Annotated in this window: 18 protein-coding genes; 3 read left to right on the forward strand and 15 right to left on the reverse strand. The window is 72.1% G+C overall.

Annotated elements, in window-relative coordinates; all coding sequences use genetic code 11:
* Window positions 1-22: 22 nt before the first annotated feature.
* Genes JOM49_RS37385 through JOM49_RS37400 form a run of 4 tightly spaced genes read right to left on the reverse strand, consistent with a single transcriptional unit; the run spans window position 23 to window position 3,381 of the window.
* Window positions 23-784, reverse strand: coding sequence for an anti-sigma factor (locus JOM49_RS37385; protein ID WP_209668847.1), 762 nt, complete (start codon window positions 782-784; stop codon window positions 23-25).
* The gene (sigK, locus tag JOM49_RS37390) at window positions 781-1,395 is read right to left on the reverse strand and encodes an ECF RNA polymerase sigma factor SigK (protein ID WP_209668849.1); all 615 of its coding nucleotides are present in this window, start codon (window positions 1,393-1,395) and stop codon (window positions 781-783) included. The genes JOM49_RS37385 and sigK overlap by 4 nt, the downstream gene beginning before the upstream one ends.
* Complete coding sequence (locus JOM49_RS37395) at window positions 1,388-2,122, reverse strand: DUF1365 domain-containing protein (protein ID WP_209672073.1); 735 nt, start codon at window positions 2,120-2,122, stop codon at window positions 1,388-1,390. The genes sigK and JOM49_RS37395 overlap by 8 nt, the downstream gene beginning before the upstream one ends.
* Window positions 2,116-3,381, reverse strand: coding sequence for an NAD(P)/FAD-dependent oxidoreductase (locus JOM49_RS37400; protein WP_209668850.1), 1,266 nt, complete (start codon window positions 3,379-3,381; stop codon window positions 2,116-2,118). Before JOM49_RS37400 ends, JOM49_RS37395 begins: the two co-directional genes overlap by 7 nt.
* A 183-nt stretch (window positions 3,382-3,564) precedes the next feature.
* On the opposite strand from JOM49_RS37400, the gene JOM49_RS37405 reads away from it, so the two are divergent.
* Window positions 3,565-3,708 (forward strand): hypothetical protein, encoded by a 144-nt coding sequence (locus tag JOM49_RS37405; protein WP_209668852.1) that lies wholly within the window; start codon window positions 3,565-3,567, stop codon window positions 3,706-3,708.
* Entirely contained in the window at window positions 3,705-4,505 is an 801-nt protein-coding gene (locus tag JOM49_RS37410) for a DUF1295 domain-containing protein (protein WP_209668854.1), read from the forward strand. The genes JOM49_RS37405 and JOM49_RS37410 overlap by 4 nt, the downstream gene beginning before the upstream one ends.
* Here JOM49_RS37410 and JOM49_RS37415 read toward each other — a convergent pair.
* The gene (locus JOM49_RS37415; protein ID WP_209668856.1) at window positions 4,480-4,992 is read right to left on the reverse strand and encodes a DinB family protein; all 513 of its coding nucleotides are present in this window, start codon (window positions 4,990-4,992) and stop codon (window positions 4,480-4,482) included. The genes JOM49_RS37410 and JOM49_RS37415 overlap by 26 nt on opposite strands.
* Window positions 4,993-5,269: 277 nt before the next feature.
* Here JOM49_RS37415 and JOM49_RS37420 point away from each other — a divergent pair, with 277 nt between their 5' ends.
* The gene (locus tag JOM49_RS37420; protein WP_209668858.1) at window positions 5,270-5,884 is read left to right on the forward strand and encodes a DUF6928 family protein; all 615 of its coding nucleotides are present in this window, start codon (window positions 5,270-5,272) and stop codon (window positions 5,882-5,884) included.
* 530 nt (window positions 5,885-6,414) lie between these two features.
* Here JOM49_RS37420 and JOM49_RS37425 read toward each other — a convergent pair.
* The 10 genes from JOM49_RS37425 to JOM49_RS37470 form a co-directional block, all read right to left on the reverse strand.
* The gene (locus JOM49_RS37425; RefSeq protein ID WP_209668860.1) at window positions 6,415-7,227 is read right to left on the reverse strand and encodes a cell division protein FtsQ/DivIB; all 813 of its coding nucleotides are present in this window, start codon (window positions 7,225-7,227) and stop codon (window positions 6,415-6,417) included.
* A gap of 5 nt (window positions 7,228-7,232) precedes the next feature.
* Window positions 7,233-8,642 (reverse strand): UDP-N-acetylmuramate--L-alanine ligase, encoded by a 1,410-nt coding sequence (murC, locus tag JOM49_RS37430; RefSeq protein WP_209668862.1) that lies wholly within the window; start codon window positions 8,640-8,642, stop codon window positions 7,233-7,235.
* Window positions 8,639-9,757 (reverse strand): undecaprenyldiphospho-muramoylpentapeptide beta-N-acetylglucosaminyltransferase, encoded by a 1,119-nt coding sequence (gene murG, locus JOM49_RS37435; RefSeq protein WP_209668863.1) that lies wholly within the window; start codon window positions 9,755-9,757, stop codon window positions 8,639-8,641. The genes murC and murG overlap by 4 nt, the downstream gene beginning before the upstream one ends.
* Window positions 9,758-9,768: 11 nt before the next feature.
* The gene (gene ftsW / locus JOM49_RS37440) at window positions 9,769-11,256 is read right to left on the reverse strand and encodes a putative lipid II flippase FtsW (protein WP_372444171.1); all 1,488 of its coding nucleotides are present in this window, start codon (window positions 11,254-11,256) and stop codon (window positions 9,769-9,771) included.
* On the reverse strand, window positions 11,243-12,643 hold the full coding sequence (murD, locus tag JOM49_RS37445; protein WP_209668867.1) for a UDP-N-acetylmuramoyl-L-alanine--D-glutamate ligase: 1,401 nt from the start codon (window positions 12,641-12,643) through the stop codon (window positions 11,243-11,245). The genes ftsW and murD overlap by 14 nt, the downstream gene beginning before the upstream one ends.
* Window positions 12,644-12,660: 17 nt before the next feature.
* Window positions 12,661-13,743 carry a phospho-N-acetylmuramoyl-pentapeptide-transferase gene (gene mraY, locus JOM49_RS37450; protein WP_209668869.1) on the reverse strand — a complete coding sequence of 361 codons (1,083 nt, stop codon included), beginning with the start codon at window positions 13,741-13,743 and terminating at the stop codon, window positions 12,661-12,663.
* Complete coding sequence (locus JOM49_RS37455; protein ID WP_209668870.1) at window positions 13,740-15,203, reverse strand: UDP-N-acetylmuramoyl-tripeptide--D-alanyl-D-alanine ligase; 1,464 nt, start codon at window positions 15,201-15,203, stop codon at window positions 13,740-13,742. The genes mraY and JOM49_RS37455 overlap by 4 nt, the downstream gene beginning before the upstream one ends.
* Window positions 15,200-16,738 carry a UDP-N-acetylmuramoyl-L-alanyl-D-glutamate--2,6-diaminopimelate ligase gene (locus JOM49_RS37460; protein ID WP_209672075.1) on the reverse strand — a complete coding sequence of 513 codons (1,539 nt, stop codon included), beginning with the start codon at window positions 16,736-16,738 and terminating at the stop codon, window positions 15,200-15,202. Before JOM49_RS37460 ends, JOM49_RS37455 begins: the two co-directional genes overlap by 4 nt.
* 144 nt (window positions 16,739-16,882) lie before the next feature.
* The gene (locus tag JOM49_RS37465; protein ID WP_282771991.1) at window positions 16,883-17,371 is read right to left on the reverse strand and encodes a hypothetical protein; all 489 of its coding nucleotides are present in this window, start codon (window positions 17,369-17,371) and stop codon (window positions 16,883-16,885) included.
* A 164-nt stretch (window positions 17,372-17,535) separates the two neighbouring features.
* Window positions 17,536-18,033 carry a hypothetical protein gene (locus tag JOM49_RS37470; RefSeq protein WP_282771946.1) on the reverse strand — a complete coding sequence of 166 codons (498 nt, stop codon included), beginning with the start codon at window positions 18,031-18,033 and terminating at the stop codon, window positions 17,536-17,538.
* Between the last annotated feature and the right edge of the window lie 2 nt (window positions 18,034-18,035).

Here is an 18,035-nt window from a genome sequence, read left to right on the forward strand (position 1 = left end):
ACGCCTTCGTGTGTGGAAAGTGTCAAGCCGCCATTGAGATGGTCAGCAGGGGTGCCGACGTCGGTACCGGGGAACCGCCACGCGGCTCCACCGTGATGCCGATCTTGGCCACCCCGGCCAGGCCCTGTGCGGTGAGTACCGACCCCGGGGCGGTCCCGCCCGGCACCAGGCCCATCGAGCGCACCTGGCCGTCGGCGTGCATCAGCCACACCTGGTACTCTTGGTCCGGCGTGCGGGCGGGCAGGTTCGAGGCCATGAACGCGGCCTTGTCCAGGCTCGGCGACATGACCACGGTCCCGTGCCCGCCGGGATCGTGCACGGTCACCACATCGGGTGAGGCGATCAGCTCCCCCATCGGCGCGTACTTGGCGCTCGCCTCGGCCGCCTGCTGCCGCGCGGCGTCCAGTTCGCCCTGCGTGCGCAGCGCGAGACCGCCGAAGACCCCGCCGAGCGCCAGGCCGACCACCGCCGCGGCGGTGGTCAGGAAGACGACCCAGCGCGGCGCTCCCCCGCCACGCCGGGACCGCCCGCCCCGGTCGCCACCGGCCGACGGCGGTTCCTGGCGGGTGGCCCGGATCGAGGCCAGCACCTCGGCCTTCATCCCCGGCGGCGGGTCCTCGGCGACCGCGGCACCCAGGCGCGCGGCGGTCGCCTGCAGTTCGCGCACCTCCTGCGCGCACGACGGGCATTCGGTCAGGTGCCTGCGGAAGCGTTCGCGTTCGACGTCGTCCAGCGCGTCGAGGGCGTAGGCCCCGGCCAGCGTGTGCATGTCCGGCGAGGTCATGCGGTCACCCCCAAGCAGTCCCGCAGCCGGATCAGTCCGTCGCGAAGCCGGGTCTTGACCGTCCCCTGCGGGGTGGACAGCACTTCGGCCACTTCGCGGTAGGTGTAGCCCTGGTAGTAGGCGAGCAGCACGGATTCGCGCTGCAGTTCGGTCAGGTGGCCGAGGCAGCGGCGCACCTGCTGGCGTTCCCAGCGCGAGTTGACCGACTCGGCCACCTCGTCGAACGGGCGGCTCCTGCTCGCCTCGAAGGTGGCCTTGACCTCGCGTTCGGTGCTCGCGCGGGCGGAACGCACGCGGTCCACCGCGCGGCGGTGCGCCAGGGTCAGCGCCCAGTTCAGCGCGCTGCCGCGGTCCGGTGCGTACCGCGGCGCGGTGCGCCACAGCTCGACCAGCACCTCTTGGGCCACTTCCTCGGACTGGGCACCGTCGCGCACCACCCGGCGGACGAGGCCGAGGATGGGCCCGGCGAGTCGTTCGTAGACCTGCTCGAACGCGCGCTCGTCCCCCTTGGCCACGCGTACCAGCAGTTCCTCGGTGGTCGGGTCGTCTTCGGGGTGCGCGGGCACCGGCCGCAGCTGGTCGCCGGGTCGACGCGGGGCCGTCTCATCCATTGAGTCCTCCGAGTCGGTCGGCGGGAGCCACCTCGGGCATCGGGGCGCGGCGCGACCACAGGCCTACCCCGTACCCCCGGATCAGCGCGGTCACGCGCTGCGGGACGAACGGCCGGACCAGCAGCATACGGACCAGGTCGCCGGTACCGGCGGCGCGACGCACCCCGCGAAGGGTGGCGGCAAGCGGCGTCGAGCCCGCCTGGTGGAGCTCCACCGAGACGGACAGCAACGAATCCGGCTCGGGCACGGACATGCGGTACTCGCCGTCGCCGGTCTGGAACGGCGAAACGAAGAACTCCTTCGCCGCGGTCGCGCTCCCCCGCGCGTCGGGGTGCAGCAGGTAGGCGTGCCGCCCGCGGTAGGTGTTGTGCACTTCGGCGACCACGCAGGCCAGCTCGCCGTCCGGGCGATGGCACCAGTACAGCGTGATCGGGTTGAACGCGTACCCGAGCACCCGGGCGCCGGCCAGCATGACCACCCGGCCGCCGTGCAGGTCGACCCCGCGCGTGGCCAGCCACGCGTCCAGCTTCTCGCGGATGGTGCCCGGGGCGCCCGGCGCGAAGTGGTCCCGGCCGTCGAACCGGGCGAACGGCCGCAGCCAGGCGGGCAGCCGGGGCGGCTCGTCCACGTCGACCAGCCACAGGTACAACCGGTGCGCGAAGGTCAGCGGCGGGTCGATCCGCCGCACGTGCGCGACCGTGGCGTCGTACAGCGCGGCGGTCACCAGCGCACCCCCAGCGATTCGGCGGCGCGGGTCCCGGAGGCGCAGCCGTCCTCGTGGAAGCCCCAGCCGTGGTAGGCACCGGCGTAGGCGACGACCCCGTCGTTCAGCTCGGGCAGGCGGCGTTGCGCGCGGACCGACTCCGGCGTGTAGATCGGGTGCTCGTAGGTCATCTTCGCCAGGATCTGAGCCTCCGGAATGCCCTCCGACGGGTTCAGCGTGACCACGTAGCCCTCCGGCTCGTCCAGGCGCATCAGCCGGTTCATGTCATAGCTGACCTGCACCGCGCCGTGGTCGGCACCGCAGGCGGGCGCGGAGTGGTTCCAGGACGCGCGGGCACCCGGCGTGCGTGGCAGCACGCCCGGCTCGGTGTGCAGCCAGGCCTCGTTGCGCGAGTAGCCGAACGCGCCGAGCACCTCGCGTTCGGCGTCGGTCGGCTCGCCGAGCAGGCCGAGCGCCTGGTCGGCGTGGGTGGCCACGACCACCTTGTCCACCCGGTGCACGGTGTCGGCGTCGTCGCGCAGCTCGACCCCGGCCGGTGTGCGGCGCACCGAGCGGATCGGCGTGGACAGGTGGACCGCGGTCAGCTGCTTCACCGCGAGGTCGACGTACTCGCGGGAGCCCCCGGTCACCGTGCGCCAGGACGGCGAGCCGGACACCGAGAGCATGCCGTGGTTGCGCAGGAAGGCGAACAGGTACGGCGCCGGGTACCGCAGCGTGGCGGTGCGGTCGGCGGACCAGACGGTGGCCACCAGCGGGAGCAGGAAGTGGTCGACGAAGTACCGCGAATACCCGCCGATGGCGAGGAAGGCGCCGATGGTCACGTCCCCGGCATCCGGCGCGCGCAGCACCCGCTCCGCGTGCCGGTGGAACCGCTTGACCTCGGCGAGCATCCGCAGGTACCGCGGGTTGCGCAGGTTCCGGCGCTGGGCGAACAACCCGGGCAGGCCCTTCGCCCCGGCGTATTCGAGACCGCAGCCGTCGCAGCGGATGCTCATCGACATCTCGGTGGGCTGGGTCCGCACACCCAGCTCGCCGAACAGCTTCAGCAGGGTCGGGTAGGTGCGCTCGTTGTACACGATGAACCCGGAGTCCACGCCGATCGTGCCGCGCGCGCCGGCGACGTCGTGCGTGTGCGCGTGCCCGCCGAGTCGTTCGTCGGCTTCGAACAGCAACACGTCGTAGCGGCGTTGCAGCAGGTAGGCGGCGGTCAGGCCGGCCACCCCGCTGCCGATGACGCCGACTCGTTCTCCAGTGATCTGCACACCGGTCATTCGAGGCCACGGCCCGGCTGGATTGGTACCGATCCGTACCAGCGTCCCGTGCGAATGGACCACACGCGCGCTGGGCCATCCGGAGGGTTCCGGCTGTGGGATTAGCGGTGCGCAAGCGTTGCAGGAACACTACGTGGGGACTGTGCGTGGCCGGACGGACACGCACGAGTCACGATGGGACGACGTGGTCGCGCCGATCGGCGAGGCCGGGGCGCGCCGACCTTCGAGGAGAACCGCATGGGAGTGGACCAGCTCACCGCCGGACGACCGGGTGCCGCCGGGGAGAGTGGCGTGCCCGCGACCCGCGAGCACGGATGAGTTTGGCGATCAGCGCCGCGGTGGCGCTCGGCGTGGCACTGGTGGCCGTCTGCGTCACCTTCGCGATCGCGCTGGCCAGGCGGCGGTACGACACGATCGACACCTTCTGGGGACTGGGGTTCGCGCTGGTCGCGGTGGCGGCCTTCCCGTTCGGCACCGGGGACCTGTGGCTGCGGCTGCTGGTCACCGGGCTGACCGTGGTCTGGGGGCTGCGCCTGTCGCTGCACCTGCACCTGCGCAACAGCAAGCAGCCGGAGGACCCGCGCTACGCCCGCATGGTCGAGCGCGCGGGTGCCCGGCCGGCGCCGCGGCTGTTCGTGCGGGTGTACCTGGTGCAGGCGCTGGTGCTGTGGTTCGTCTCGCTGCCGGTGCTCGCCGCGCAGCACGGCACCGGCATCGGCGTGACCGGCTGGCTCGGCGTGGCGGTCTGGCTGGCGGGGTTCGGCTTCGAAACGATCGGCGACGAGCAGCTGCGGCGGTTCCGGGCCGATCCGGCGAACCGGGGGCGCGTGCTGGACACCGGGCTGTGGCGTTACACCCGGCACCCCAACTACTTCGGCGACGCCTGTGTCTGGTGGGGGCTCTACCTGCTGGCGTGCTCGACGTGGGTGGGTGCGGCCACCGTGCTCTCACCGGTGGCGATGACCATCGCGCTGGCGAAGGGCACCGGGAAACCGTTGCTGGAGAAGGGACTCCACCGCACCCGCCCGGCTTACGCCTACTACGTCGAGCGCACCAGCGGGTTCTTCCCGCTGCCGCCGCGGCGCGCGGCTATTCGCCGGTCAGCCCGTCGGTGAGTTCACGCAGCAGGTCGAGGTGACCGGCGTGGCGGCCGGTCTCCTCGATCATGTGGATCAGCACCCAGCGCACGGTCACTTCCCGATCGCCGCGCAGGGGCGCCCGGTGGTCGAGTTCGAGTTTCGCGGCGATTTCGCGGCTCGCCCGGCATTCCGCCTCGTACGCGGTGATCAGCTCGGTTACCGGAACGCCGGCGGAGGCGGTGAACTCGGCGTCGGGGTCCTCTTTGAACCGTTCCCGCCACGGGTCTTCCTGACCGTCGAGCACCACGGAGAACCAGTACGACTCGACGTAGGTGAGGTGCGCGACGAGCCCGGCGATGGTGGTGTGCGGGCTGGTGGGCACGTGCACCCGCCGCGCCTGTTCGTCGGTCAGCCCGCGGGCTTTGAGGGTGATCGCCTCGCGCAGGAAATCGAGGAAACCGTTCAGCTGTTCGCGTTCACCGGCGACCAGCGGCGGGTCGGAACGTTCGGGATCGGCAGGCATGCCCGGCATTCTGCACGGTGCAAGTGGAACAAGCTAAGGAATTGCCCAGTGCTCGCCGGGCGGCATCCACCAAGAGGTTGATGCGGGCCGCCGGGCCGCGAAGACATGCTCGAAGGGTACGGCCGAAGCGAAGGGGCTGACGATGCTGGGATACCGCCACCGACCCTCCACTGAGACTAGTCATCTCAGCGGCGGCCAGTTGGTTCACTGGCCCGGCTCGCTCCACACAAGACGGTGCGTTCCCCCACCGCCCGTCCTCCGGCCGGAAGGAGTTCCCGTGGGCGCGGTGACAGCCATGCTGGTGTACTCCGAGGACGACGCGAAGGTCGTGCTGCCCGGCCACCCGGTGCCCGACCGCGACGCCACGCGGGCGATGGCGCGCCGCCTCCAGCCGCACGGCCGGCTCGAGGAGATCGGCGACGGCAACCTGCTGGAGAACGTGAACCCGCCCGAGGGGCACATGTATGTCGGCTGCTTCCCCGGTCTCACGGTGATCTGCGCCCCCGAGGCGGCGGTGGACCAGCCCTCGCAACTGCCGCCGAACCTGCTCGAGCCCGCCGGGGACGCCACCGTCTACCTGCACGCCATGCACAGCGCGGTGGACTGGTTCGCCTACGCGATGTGGGAGCAGGGCACGCTGGTGCGCTCGCTCAGCCTGGCGCCGGAATACGGCATCCTCGAAGAACTCGGGGACGCGCTGATGTTCGAGAAGCCGTACTGGTCGGGTGACCGGCGCTCGATGTCGCCGAGCCCGTTCCCGTTCCACCCGCTCGATCTGGGCGAAGAGGCTTTGCGCGCACTGCTCGGCATTACTTATGAAGGCAAGCCGTTCGACGGGGACCCGGACCTGAAGGAGATCACCCTGCTCGGCTTCCGCTACGACGCGCAATGACGGTGACTTGACAGTGGCTTGCACCGCGTTCGTACCGCGGAAGGCACCGGCCACGCCGCGAACGTCGAACTCGGGCTCCCGAACGCAGGACTCGCCTACCTGAACGTGGGACTCGCCTGCCCAAGTGTGCGGTTCGCCTGCCCGAGTGTGCGGTTCGCCTGCCCGAACGTGAGACTCGGCTACCCGAGCGTGGAGTTCGCCAGCCTGAACGTGAGACTCGGGTGCGCGAGTGTGGACTTCGGGTGCCCGAACGCGGGACTCGGCTACCCGAGATGCGGTCCGCCTGCCCGAACGTGGGATTCGGCTGCGCCGGTGTGGGATTCGCCTGCCCGAACGCCGAACTCAGCCGCGCGAGCGCCCGATTCGCCAGCCAGCACGTGGGACTCGGCCGCCCAAGTGTGCGGTTCGCCAGTCTGAACGTGAATCTCGGCTACCCGAGCGTGGGGTTCAGGCGCGCGGGTGTGGGGTTCGGGTGCGCGAGTGTGGGGTTCGGGTGCCTGGACGTGTGACTCGGGTGCCCGGGCGGGTGGTTAGGAGACGGTGGGGAGTTCTGGGCTGGAGACGTCGTAGATCTTGCCGGGTTGGGTGAGGAGGGCGGCGAGGACTTTGGTCTTGCGGTCGATGGTGTCCGGCCGGGCGTCGCCCCAGCGGATCTGCCTGCCGTCGTTGAGGTCGAAGCGGACGCTGCCCGGGGATTCCGCGCCCACCGAGGCGATCTGCGTACGCAGTTGCTGCGGCAGCGCGACCAGCACGGTCGTCGCCGCGCGGGTGGGTGGGTCGTCCGGGCCGACGCGCGCGAGTTTCAGCTCCGGCAGACCGGCGGGCGCCACCGGGACCTTCTTGAACACGAAACCGGAATCGTCCACCAGGTGGATTTCCTCGCCCGTGTTGAAGAAACCGATCGGCGTGCGTTCGGACACCTCGATCTCGATGGTCGACGGCCACGACCGCGAGACGTCCGCGGTGGCCACGCCCGGCAGGGTCAGCACCCGGTCCCGGATCTCGTCGGTGTCCACGCGCAGCATCGCGCGCCTGTCCGGGACGCTGGCGACCGCGCGGATCTGGTCGGGCGAGAGGCTCGTCGCGCCCAGCACGTCCACCGTGCGCACGCCCAGCAGCGAGGTGAAGAACACCAGGTAGAACCCGGCGATCACGCTCACCACGGCGAGCAGCGCCACCCAGCGGCGCTGCATCGCCTTGCGCCGGCTCGGCCGGGTCCCGGTGCGCTGCCGCGCGCTGTCCGGACGGCGGCCGCGGCGGCTGGCCGAGGCGGAGCGCGCGGGACCGCGCTCCTCACCCGGCCCGCGCCGCTTCCGCTGCCTGGCTTCCCTGGCCGTGGTCACCCGTGTCAGCCCTGCTCGCTCCGGCTGTCCAGCTCGGCGAGGATCTCCGGACCGAGCTGCGTGACGTCACCGGCGCCCATGGTGACCACCAGGTCACCCGGCTTCGCCAGGTCGACCGCCAGCGTGACCACCTCGTCGAACGCGGGGACGTAGTGCACCGAGGCCGACACCTGCTCGGCGATCAGCGCACCGCTCACACCCGGCTCCGGCTCTTCGCGGGCGCCGTACACGTCGAGCACCACCACCTCGTCCGCCAGGCTCAGCGCCTGGGCGAACTCGATGGCGAAGGCCTTCGTCCGCGAGTACAGGTGCGGCTGGAACAACACGATCACCCGGCCCGAGCCCGCCGCGTGGCGCACCGCGCGCAGCTGCGCGTCGACCTCGGTCGGGTGGTGGGCGTAGTCGTCGTAGACCCGCACGTCGCCGGAGCGGCCCTTGAACTCGAACCGCCGCCGGACCCCGCCGAACGCGGCCAGTCCTTCGGCCAGCTCCTCCACCGGCGCGCCCAGTTCCATCCCGGCGAGCAGCGCGGCCACCGCGTTGAGCGCCATGTGCTCACCCGGCACGGCGACCAGCACGTCCAGTTCCTTGTCACCGATGGCGACCCGGACGACCCCGCCCTCGGGACCCGGCCGGTAGTCGAGCACCTTCGCGTCCTCGGCACCGGTGACCGTGCGGCCGTAGCGGCGCACCCGCACACCGTTGGCCTCGGCCTTGTCCGCCAGCTCGGCGGCGGGCGCGTCGTCACCGCAGACGATCAGCAGCCCGCCCGGCTCGAGCCGCCGGACGAACTGGGAGAACACCTCGACGTAGGCCTCGGCCGTGCCGTGGTGGTCGAGGTGGTCGGGCTCGACGTTGGTGACCACCGCGACCGACGGCGAGTAGGCCAGGAACGAGCCGTCGCTCTCGTCGGCCTCGGCGACGAAGATGCCGCCGGTGCCGTGGTGCGCGTTCGACCCGGATTCGTTCAGGTCACCGCCGATGGCGAACGACGGGTCCAGCCGGCAGTGCTGCAGGGCCACGGTCAGCATCGAGGTGGTCGAGGTCTTGCCGTGCGTCCCGGCGATGCAGGCCACCCGGTGCCCGGCCATCAGCCCGGCCAGCGCCTCGGCCCGGTGCAGCACCGGGATGCCGCGCTCGCGGGCCGCGGCGAACTCGGGGTTGCTGTCCTTGATCGCGGTGGACACCACCACCGCGCTCGGCCCGCCGTCGAAGGCGTCGAGGTTGGCCGCCGCCTGCCCGACCGCGATCTTCGCGCCCTGCGCGCGCAGGCCGGGGAAGGCGCGGGAGTCCTTCGCGTCCGAACCGGACACCTCGGCACCCCGCGCCAGCAGGATGCGGGCGATGCCGCTCATCCCGGCGCCGCCGATGCCGATCAGGTGCGCTCGCCGCAGCACCTCGGGTAGTTCCGTCATTTCGCCGCCGCCTCCAGCACGATCCGGGCCAGCACCTCGTCGGCCTCGCGGTGACCGAGGCCCACCGCCGCCGCACTCATCTTCGCCACCCTGGTCGCGTCGGCGACCAGCGGCACCACCAGTTCGGCCACCTTGCCCGGGGTCAGGTCCGCGTCGTCCACCAGCAGCGCCGCACCGGCGTCCACCGCGGGCTTGGCGTTGAGCCCCTGCTCGCCGTTGCCGTGCGGCAGCGGCACGAACACCGCGGGCAGGCCCACCGCGGACACCTCGGCCGCGGTCATCGCGCCGGAGCGGCAGAGCACCGCGTCGGCGGCCGCGTAGGCCAGGTCCATCCGCTCCAGGTACGGCACCGGCACGTAGGCGGGCTTGTCCGGGAACTCCTGCACCACCAGGGTGTTCTTCGGGCCGTGGGCGTGCAGCACACCGACACCGGCGTCCGCGAAGTCCTTGGCGGCGCCGGACACCGCGGCGTTGATCGAGGCGGCCCCCTGCGAACCGCCGAACACCAGCAGCGTCGGCGCGTCCGGGTCCAGCCCGAAGTGCTTGCGTGCCTCGGCCCGCAGCGCGGCCCGGTCGAGCGTGGTGATCGAGCGGCGCAACGGGATGCCGACGACCTCGGCGTTGGCCAGCGGCGTGCCCGGTACGGCCACCGCGACCCGCGCGGCGAACCGCGCGCCGACCTTGTTGGCCAGCCCGGCGGTCTTGTTCGCCTCGTGCACCACGATCGGCACCCGGCCGCGGGCGGCGAGGTAGGCGGGCAGCGCGACGTAACCGCCGAAGCCGACCACCACGTCCGCGCCGACGCGCTCGAGCACCTCACGGGTCTTCTTGACCGAGTCGCGCACCCGCAGCGGCAGCCGGATCAGCTCCGGCGTCGGCTTGCGCGGCAGCGGCACCGGCGGGATCAGCTCCAGCTGGTAGCCCCGCTCCGGCACCAGTTTGGTCTCCAGGCCGCGCGCGGTACCGAGCGCGATCACCTTCGCGTCGGGTCGCAGGCGCATGACCGCGTCCGCGAGCGCGAGCGCCGGCTCGATGTGGCCGGCGGTGCCGCCACCTGCCACGACCACCGTCGGCGCCGCCTGCTCGACGGCGTTGCTGCCTCTGTCCGCTCCCACTGCCGGGTCTGTCACCGACGTCCTCTCCGTGTCGAACTTCCGCGTGCCGTGCCGGCCCTGGTCGCGCCCGCCCGGCGCTCGCTCGCGCGGGCCGCGGGACGGCCGCGCTTGGTACCGCCGCCGCGCGTACCGGCGGAGCCCCGGCGCTTGGTCGGCGGGCGGTACGGCTCGGGCGCCGGCAGGCGCAGCAGTCGCCCGAATTTACCCGGGCCCTGGGTGCGCAGTGCGGCCACCGCCTCCGGTTCGTGCCGGGCGCAGTTGGCCAGGATGCCGAGCAGCAGCATGGTCACCACCAGTGACGTGCCGCCGTAGGAGATCAGCGGCAGCGTCACGCCGGTGACCGGCAGCAACCCGATCACGTAGCCGATGTTGATCGCCGCCTGCGCGACCACCCACACCGTCAGCGTGCCGGCCACGATCCGGATCCACGGGTCCAGGTTACGCGTGGCGATCCGCATGCCGACCACGGCGAGCAGGCCGAACAGCCCGATCACCACCACGCAGCCGACGAACCCGAGCTCCTCGCCGATCAGCGCGAAGATGAAGTCGTGCTGCACGTTGGGCAGGTAGCGCCACTTCGACTGCCCCTGCACCAGCCCCTTGCCGAAGAACCCGCCCTCGGCGATGGCGTAGAGCGCCTGGTTGGCCTGCAGCCCCTTGCCCTGCGGGTCGGCACCGGGGTTGAGGAAGGTCATCACCCGGTCCAGCCGGTACTGCGCGACCAGCGCGAGGATCACCGCGCCGCCGACACCACCGGCCAGGATCACCCCGAACAGCCGCTTCGGCGCACCGGCGAACCACAGCAGCGCGATCAGCACCACGCCGAGGGTGACCGTGCCGCCGAGGTCGGGCTGCGCCATCACCAGCGCGAACATCAGCAGCGCGGCGGGCACCACCGGGACCAGCAGGTGCCGCCACTGGTGCAGCACGTTGTACTTGATCACCAGGATGTGCGCGCCCCACAGCGCCAGCGCCACCTTGGCCAGCTCCACCGGCTGCAGCGAGAACGGCCCGACCACGAACCAGCCCTGCGAGCCGTTGACGTTCTTGCCGAGCGGGGTCAGCACCAGCATCAGCAGGCCCAGGCAGACCACCATCGCGGTGGACGAGAGCGCCCGGATCCGCCGCAGCGACACCCGCAGCCCGATCAGGAACGCCAGCGAGCCGATGCCGACGAACATCAGGTGCTTCTGGAACAGCGCGTACACCGACGAGCCGGTCTTCGGGTCGTAGGAGGACGGCGAGGAGGCCGACAGCACCATCACGATCCCGATCACCGTCAGCGTGCCGGTGACGGCCAGCACCAGGTGGAACGAGGCCAGCGGCCGCGACAGCCACGCGGTCAGCGCGAACTGCTCGGTGGAGAAGCCGCGGGGCGGGCGTTCGCCCTTGGCCCGGCGCCGGGAGACCCGGGTCGCGCCTCCCGCCTTCTTGCCGTCCTGCTCCGGCTGCGCGGTCCGCGCGGCCCTGACCGGCTTGGCCGGCCTAGCTACTGCCACTGTCCTGCCCCCGACCTGCCAGGGCATGCACCGCGGCAGTGAAGGCATCGCCTCGCTGGGTGTAGTCGCGGAACATGTCCAGTGAGGCGGCCGCGGGCGCGAGGACCACCACGTCCCCGGGACGTGCCATGGCACTGGCCGCACCCACCGCCGCAGTCATGGGCTCATCGTCACCCGCGGGGAGCGTCTTCACCGGGACATCCGGCGCGTGTCGCGCCAAAGCGGCGGCGATCACCGGCGCGTCCACACCGAGCAGCACCACCCCGCGCAACCGGTCCGCCGCGTTCTGGACCAGCTGGTCCACCGCGGCGCCCTTGAGCTGGCCACCGGCGATCCAGACCACGTCGGGGTAGGCGCCGAGCGAGCCGGCGGCCGCGTGCGGGTTGGTCGCCTTGGAGTCGTTGACGTAGCGCACGCCGCCGACCTCGCCGATCTCCGCCGCCCGGTGCGCGGCGGGCCGGTACTCGCGCAGGCCCTTCGCGACGGCCTCGGCGGGCACCCCGTAGGCGCGGGCCAGCGCGGCGGCGGTCAGCGCGTTCAGCACGTTGTGCGGACCGGCCGGGCGCACGTCGGACAACGCGCCCAACTCTTCGGCGCTGTGCACCGGGTCGGCCACGAAAGCGCGGTCGACCAGCAGGTCCTCCACCACGCCCAGCTCACCGGGGCGCGGGGTGTCCACGCCGATGCCGACCGACAGCGCGGTCTTGGGCCCGTAGGCGGCGGCGAGGCGGACCGACCACTCGTCGAGCGCGTTGTGCACCACGGTCGCCGAGTGCTGGTGGATCTTGCCCTTGGCCGCGGCGTACTCGGCCATCGAGCCGTGCCAGTCGATGTGGTCCTCGGCCAGGTTGAGCACCACCGACGCGTGCGGCGCCAGCGTGCGCGACCAGTGCAGCTGGAAGCTCGACAGCTCCACGGCCAGCACCCGGTGCCCGGCGAGCACCGCGTCCAGCACCGCGTAGCCGACGTTCCCGCAGGCCACCGCGTCCACCCCGGCGGCACGCAGGATCGACTCCAGCATGCCGACCGTGGTGGTCTTGCCGTTGGTCCCGGTGACCGCCAGCCAGACCGGGGGCGCGGGCAGGTCCCGCCCGATCCGCCAGGCCAGCTCGACGTCGCCGATCACCTCGACACCCGCCGCCTCCGCGGCGACGAGCAGCGGCGCGGACGGGCGCCAGCCAGGGCTGGTCACCACCAGCGCGGTGCCCTCCGGCGGTTCGGTCAGGCCGGGTGCCAGCGCGGCCCCGAGCCCGTCCAGCTCGGCGAGGCGCTCGGCGTTGCCATCGGTGACGGTGACCTCGGCACCCCGCGCGAGCAGCGCGGTGACCACCGACTTGCCGGTCACCCCCGCCCCGGCCACGAGTACCCGGCGTCCGGCCAGCTCCATCGATCGTCCTCCCGTGCTCACCCGCCGCCGGCGAGCTGCTCGCTGTAGAACAGGCCGAGGCCGAACATGCAGCAGATCGCCGAGAGCAGCCAGAACCGGATGATCACCGTGGTCTCGGCCCAGCCGGCGAGTTCGAAGTGGTGGTGGAACGGCGCCATCCGGAACAACCGGCGCCGGGTGGTGCGGAAGACCGCGATCTGCAGCACCACCGAGATCATCTCGACCATGAACAGGCCGCCGATGACGATGGCGAGCAGTTCGGTGCGGGTGGTCATGGACAGCCCGGCGACCAGGCCGCCGAGCGCCAGCGAACCGGTGTCACCCATGAAGATCTTCGCGGGCGCGGCGTTCCACCAGAGGAAGCCGACGCAGGCACCGGTGGCGGCCGCGGCGACCACCGCGAGGTCCAGCGGGTCACGCACGTTGTAGCAGGCGGCGGCGGGGCTCTCCGCGCAGCTGAGGCGGGCCTGCCAGAACGAGATGACCACGTAGGTGGCCAGCACCATCGCCGCCGCGCCACCGGCCAGGCCGTCCAGGCCGTCGGTGAAGTTCACCGCGTTCGACCAGCCGGAGATCACCACCAGGGTGAACAGCACGAACAGCGGGATCGGCAGCACGATCAGCTCGATGTCGCGCACGTAGGACAGGTTCATCGACGCCGGGCTGAGCCCGTTCTCGTCGGCGAACTGCAGGGCCAGCACCGCGAAGGCGACGCCGACCACCACCTGGCCGACGATCTTCGCGGTCTTGTTCAACCCGAGGTTGCGCTGCTTGCGGATCTTGATGAAGTCGTCGAGGAAGCCGACCACGCCGAGGCCGACGCCGAGGAACAGCACCAGCAGCCCGGAGGCCGACGGCCCGCTCGAGGCCGAGTTGCCCATCCAGTCGATCAGGTGGGCGACGAAGTAGCCGACGACCATCGCGATGATGATCGCCACGCCGCCCATGGTCGGCGTGCCGCGCTTGGACTTGTGCCCGGCCGGGCCCTCCTCGCGGATCTCCTGGCCGAAGCCCTGCCGCGAGAACACGCGGATCAGGTACGGGGTGAGCAGGATGGAGACCAGCAGGCCGACCGAGGCCGCGATCAGGATGCTGATCACGCGTCACCGCCGGGAGCCAGCACCGCGTCGGCCACCCGCCAGAGCGCGGCGACCTTGGAGGCCTTGACCAGCACCACGTCCTGCGGCCGCAGCTGTTCGCCCAGCAAGGCGATGGCGGCGTCGGTGTCGGGCACCAGGACGGACTCCTCTCCCCATGAACCTTCGTGGCTCGCGCCTTGGTGCATCGCGGCGGCGTCTTCGCCGACCACCACGAGCCTGTCGATGTTGAGCCGGACGGCCAGGCGGCCGATCTCGTCGTGCGCGGTCACGCTATCGGCACCGAGTTCGCCCATCACACCGAGGACCGCCCAAGATCGGCGGCCGGCGCTCATCGAGGCGAGTGTCTTCAGCGCCGCGCGGACCGATTCCGGGTTGGCGTTGTACGAGTCGTTCAGCACCAGCAGGCCGTCGGCCCGGGTGGTGACCTCCATGCGCCGCGCGGACCGCCGGGTGACCGACGAAAGCCGGGCGGCGACGTCCGCCGGCGACGCGCCGAGTTCGAGCGCGATGGCGGCGGCGGAGAGCGCGTTGCCCACGTGGTGCTCACCGTGCAGCGGCAGCTTCACGTCGGCGGAACCGGCCGGGGTGACCAGCCGGAAGGAGGCGCGGGCCTGCTCGTCGAGGGTCAGGTCCTCGGCGCGGACGGTCGCGTCGGGGTGCTCGCCGACCCCGACCACCCTGGCCTTCGTGCGCGAGGCCATGCCCGCGACCAGCGCGTCGTCGAAGTTCAGCACCGCGACGCCGTCCTCGGGCAGCGCCTCGGGCAGCTCGCCCTTGGCCTGCGCGATGCCCTCGCGGGAGCCGAACTCGCCGACGTGCGCGCTGCCGACGTTGAGCACCGCGCCGATGCGCGGCGGCGCGATCTCGGCCAGCTCGGCGATGTGCCCCGGCCCGCGGGCGGACATCTCCAGCACCAGGTACCGGGTGTTCTCGTCGGCACGCAGCGCGGTCCACGGGTGGCCCAGCTCGTTGTTGAACGAACCGGGCGGCGCCACGGTCGGGCCGAGCGGTTCGAGCAGCTGCGCGATCAGGTCCTTGGTGGAGGTCTTGCCGGACGAACCGGTCACGCCGACCACGGTCAGCCCGGACTTCGCCAGCTCGTCGACCACGTACCGGGCGAGCTTGCCGAGCGCGGCCAGCACGGCCGCGCCGGAGCCGTCGGTGTCGCCGGCGAGCGCCATCGCGCGCTCGTTCGCCTGGCCGTCGGCCAGCGGCGGCACGATCACCGCGGGCGCGTCGACCTCGCGGGCCGCGAGCACGCCCGCCGCACCGGCGGCGACCGCCTTGGCGGCGAAGGTGTGCCCGTCGACCTTCTCCCCCGGCAACGCGAGGAAGAGGCCGCCTCCGGTGAGCTGCCGCGAGTCGAACTCCACCGAGCCGGTCACCCGCGGGGTGCCGTCGGTGCCGTGCAGCCGCCCGCCGACGATCTCGGCGATCTCGGCCAGGGTCAGCGCGATCACGCGTGCACCCCCAGCCGGGTGCGGATCGCGGCTTCCAGCTCGTCGCGGTCGGAGAAGGGGTGAACCACGCCGTGGACCTCCTGCCCGGTTTCGTGGCCCTTGCCCGCGACGAGCACGATGTCGCCGGGCCTGGCCAGCTCCACGGCACGCGTGATGGCCGCGCGCCGGTCGCCGATCTCTTCGATCTCGCAGTTCGGGGCCCCGGCCGACCGCGCCCCGGCGAGCATCGCCGCGCGGATCGGTTCCGGGTCCTCGGACCGCGGGTTGTCGTCGGTCACGATGAGGACGTCGCTGCGCTTGGCCGCGGCCTCGCCCATCATCGGGCGCTTGGCGGTGTCGCGGTCGCCACCGCAGCCGAGCACGGTGAGCACGCGGCCTTCGGTACGGGCACGCAGGGCGTCGAGCGCCTGCGCCACCGCGGCCGGCTTGTGCGCGTAGTCGACCACCGCGGTGAACGGCTGTCCCAAGTGGACGCGTTCCATCCGGCCGGGCACCTCGACCGAGCCGATGCCGCGGACGATGTCGGCCAGGTCCACCCCGGTCACGTCCAGGATCGCCGCGGCCAGCAGCGCGTTGGCCACGTTGAACTCACCGGGCAGCGGGATCTTCGCCGCGGCGGTGCGCCCGCCCGGCGCGTGCAGCACGAACGACTGCTCGCCGGTGGGCAGCGCGGTCAGCTCGGTGGCGGTCCAGGCGGCGTCGCTGTCGGCCTCGGTGGACACGGTCACCGTGTACGGGGTGACCAGCGCCTGGCCCCACGCGTTGTCGACCACCACCACCTCGGTGGTGGACCGGCCGTCGAACAGCAGCGACTTGGCGGCGAAGTAGTCCTCCATGTCGCGGTGGAAGTCCAGGTGGTCCTGCGAGAGGTTGGTGAAGGCGCCGACCGCGAACCGGGTGCCGGTGACCCGGCCCAGCGCCAGCGCGTGGCTGGAGACCTCCATCGGCACGTGCGTGACGCCCTGCTCCACCATCACCGCGAACAGCGCCTGCAGGTCCGGCGCCTCCGGGGTGGTGAAGGCACTGGCCAGCCGCTCGCCGCCGATCCGGGTCTCCACCGTGCCGATCAGCCCGGTGGTCCGGCCGGCGGCCCGCAGCCCGGCGTCGATCAGGTAGGCGGTGGTGGTCTTGCCGGAGGTCCCGGTCACGCCGAGCACCGAGAGCTTGAGCGAGGGCTCACCGTAGATCCAGGCGGCCATCAGCCCCAGCGCCTGCCGCGGCTCGGGGTGCACGAGCACCGGCACGCCGGCGTCGCGGACGGACGGGCGCTCGGCACCCGCCTCGTCGGTGAGCACCGCGGTGGCACCCGCGGCGATCGCGGCTTCGGCGAAGTCGGCGCCGTGGGCGCGGGCTCCGGGCAGTGCGGCGAAGAGGTCTCCCGGCAGCACGTGCTGGGCACGCAGCGTGGCGCCGGTGACCGCGGTCTCCACGCTTTCGGGTGGCGCGATCAGCCGGGCGTCCGCGCGGGCGACCAGCGTGTTCAGCGGGACCGGGTCGGTCAGCGCCGGCCGGGGCGGTGCGACGACGGCTTTCACCGGGCTGTCCGGTACCTGCCCGCCGGACCTGCCGGGCCCATCGTTGTTGACAGACACAGGCGGCAGGTTACCGGCGGCGCATTCGAGTGACCCAAGGCGGTACTGGGTGCGAGCGGCCGATCGCGCTTTGGTAGCGCGAACCGGTCACAGCGCGGTGAGTTCGGCGATCTTCCAGGCCCCGTCGATCTTCCTCGCCTGCACGTCCAGGTGCGCCGCCGAAGAGGTCTGGCCGTTGTCGCCGGGACGCAGCGTCTGCTGGTCGAGGAACACCAGCAACCGGGCGGTGTCACCCCGCAGTTCGCGCACGCCGGTCCAGCGGATCGTGGTGGTGCGCACCAGTTTCTGTTCCTCGGCCTGCCGTTTGGCCGCGGCGAAGCTGTCCTGGTACTGGGTGACCGCCTTGTCCACCAGCAACCCGCCCGCGGCTCGTTCCGTGCGCGCGAGATTGGCGTAGTCGTAGGAGAAGATCGCCTTCACCGCGCCGCCCACCTGGTCGCTGACCTCCGCGGTCGCGGTCGCGTCCACCAGCGCCAGGTTCGCCGACGGATCACCCTCGGACAACCGGGCCGCTTCGAGGCCGAACCAGACGGCGAACCCGGCGGCGAGCACCACCACCGCGGCCAGCGCGGCGATCGACGTGGCCAGCCGGGAATCCGGTTTGCCCGGTTTCTCCTCGGTCACCGTTTCGGCGGCATCGAACTCCAGCGTGCCGGAATGCGACTCGGTGAACTCCTCGCCCGGCTTTCCGGGCTGGTTCTTTTCGGGCTGGTTCTCTTCGGTCTGCTTTTCGGTATTCATCAGCCCGCCTGGACGGCGCTCACCTTCCAGCCCTGCTCTGTCCGGGTCAGTTCGACGGCGAGCCTGCTGCGGTTGGGCACCGGCGGCTCGTCGTTGATCCCGATCCGCACGTCCAGCACGGCGACCAGCCGCGCGGTGTCCGGCAGCAGTTCGACCAGCGCGGCCTGCCGCACCGAGGCGGTGGCCATCGTCCTGGTCTCCCCGGTCCGCCGCACGTGCTCCTCGCGGTCGGCGGCCAGGTCCTTGCCGAACTGCCCGGTGCTGACCTGCAGCCAGCGGTCGTAGTCGAACTGCACGGTGCGGTGGTCGACCGTGTTGAGCGCGGTCAGCGCGGTGGACGCGGTGGAGAGCACGTCGTCGCGCTCACGCGCCCTGGTCAGTTCGTCGTCCTGGGCGGCGGCCCGCCAGGACCAGCCGAACCAGGCGGCCGCGGCCACGGCGAGCACCGCGGCCACGAGCAGGCCACGCCGCAGCAGGCGGAGGTTCACGGATTTCACAC

This window comes from Amycolatopsis magusensis, assembly GCF_017875555.1.
Lineage (GTDB): Bacteria > Actinomycetota > Actinomycetes > Mycobacteriales > Pseudonocardiaceae > Amycolatopsis > Amycolatopsis magusensis.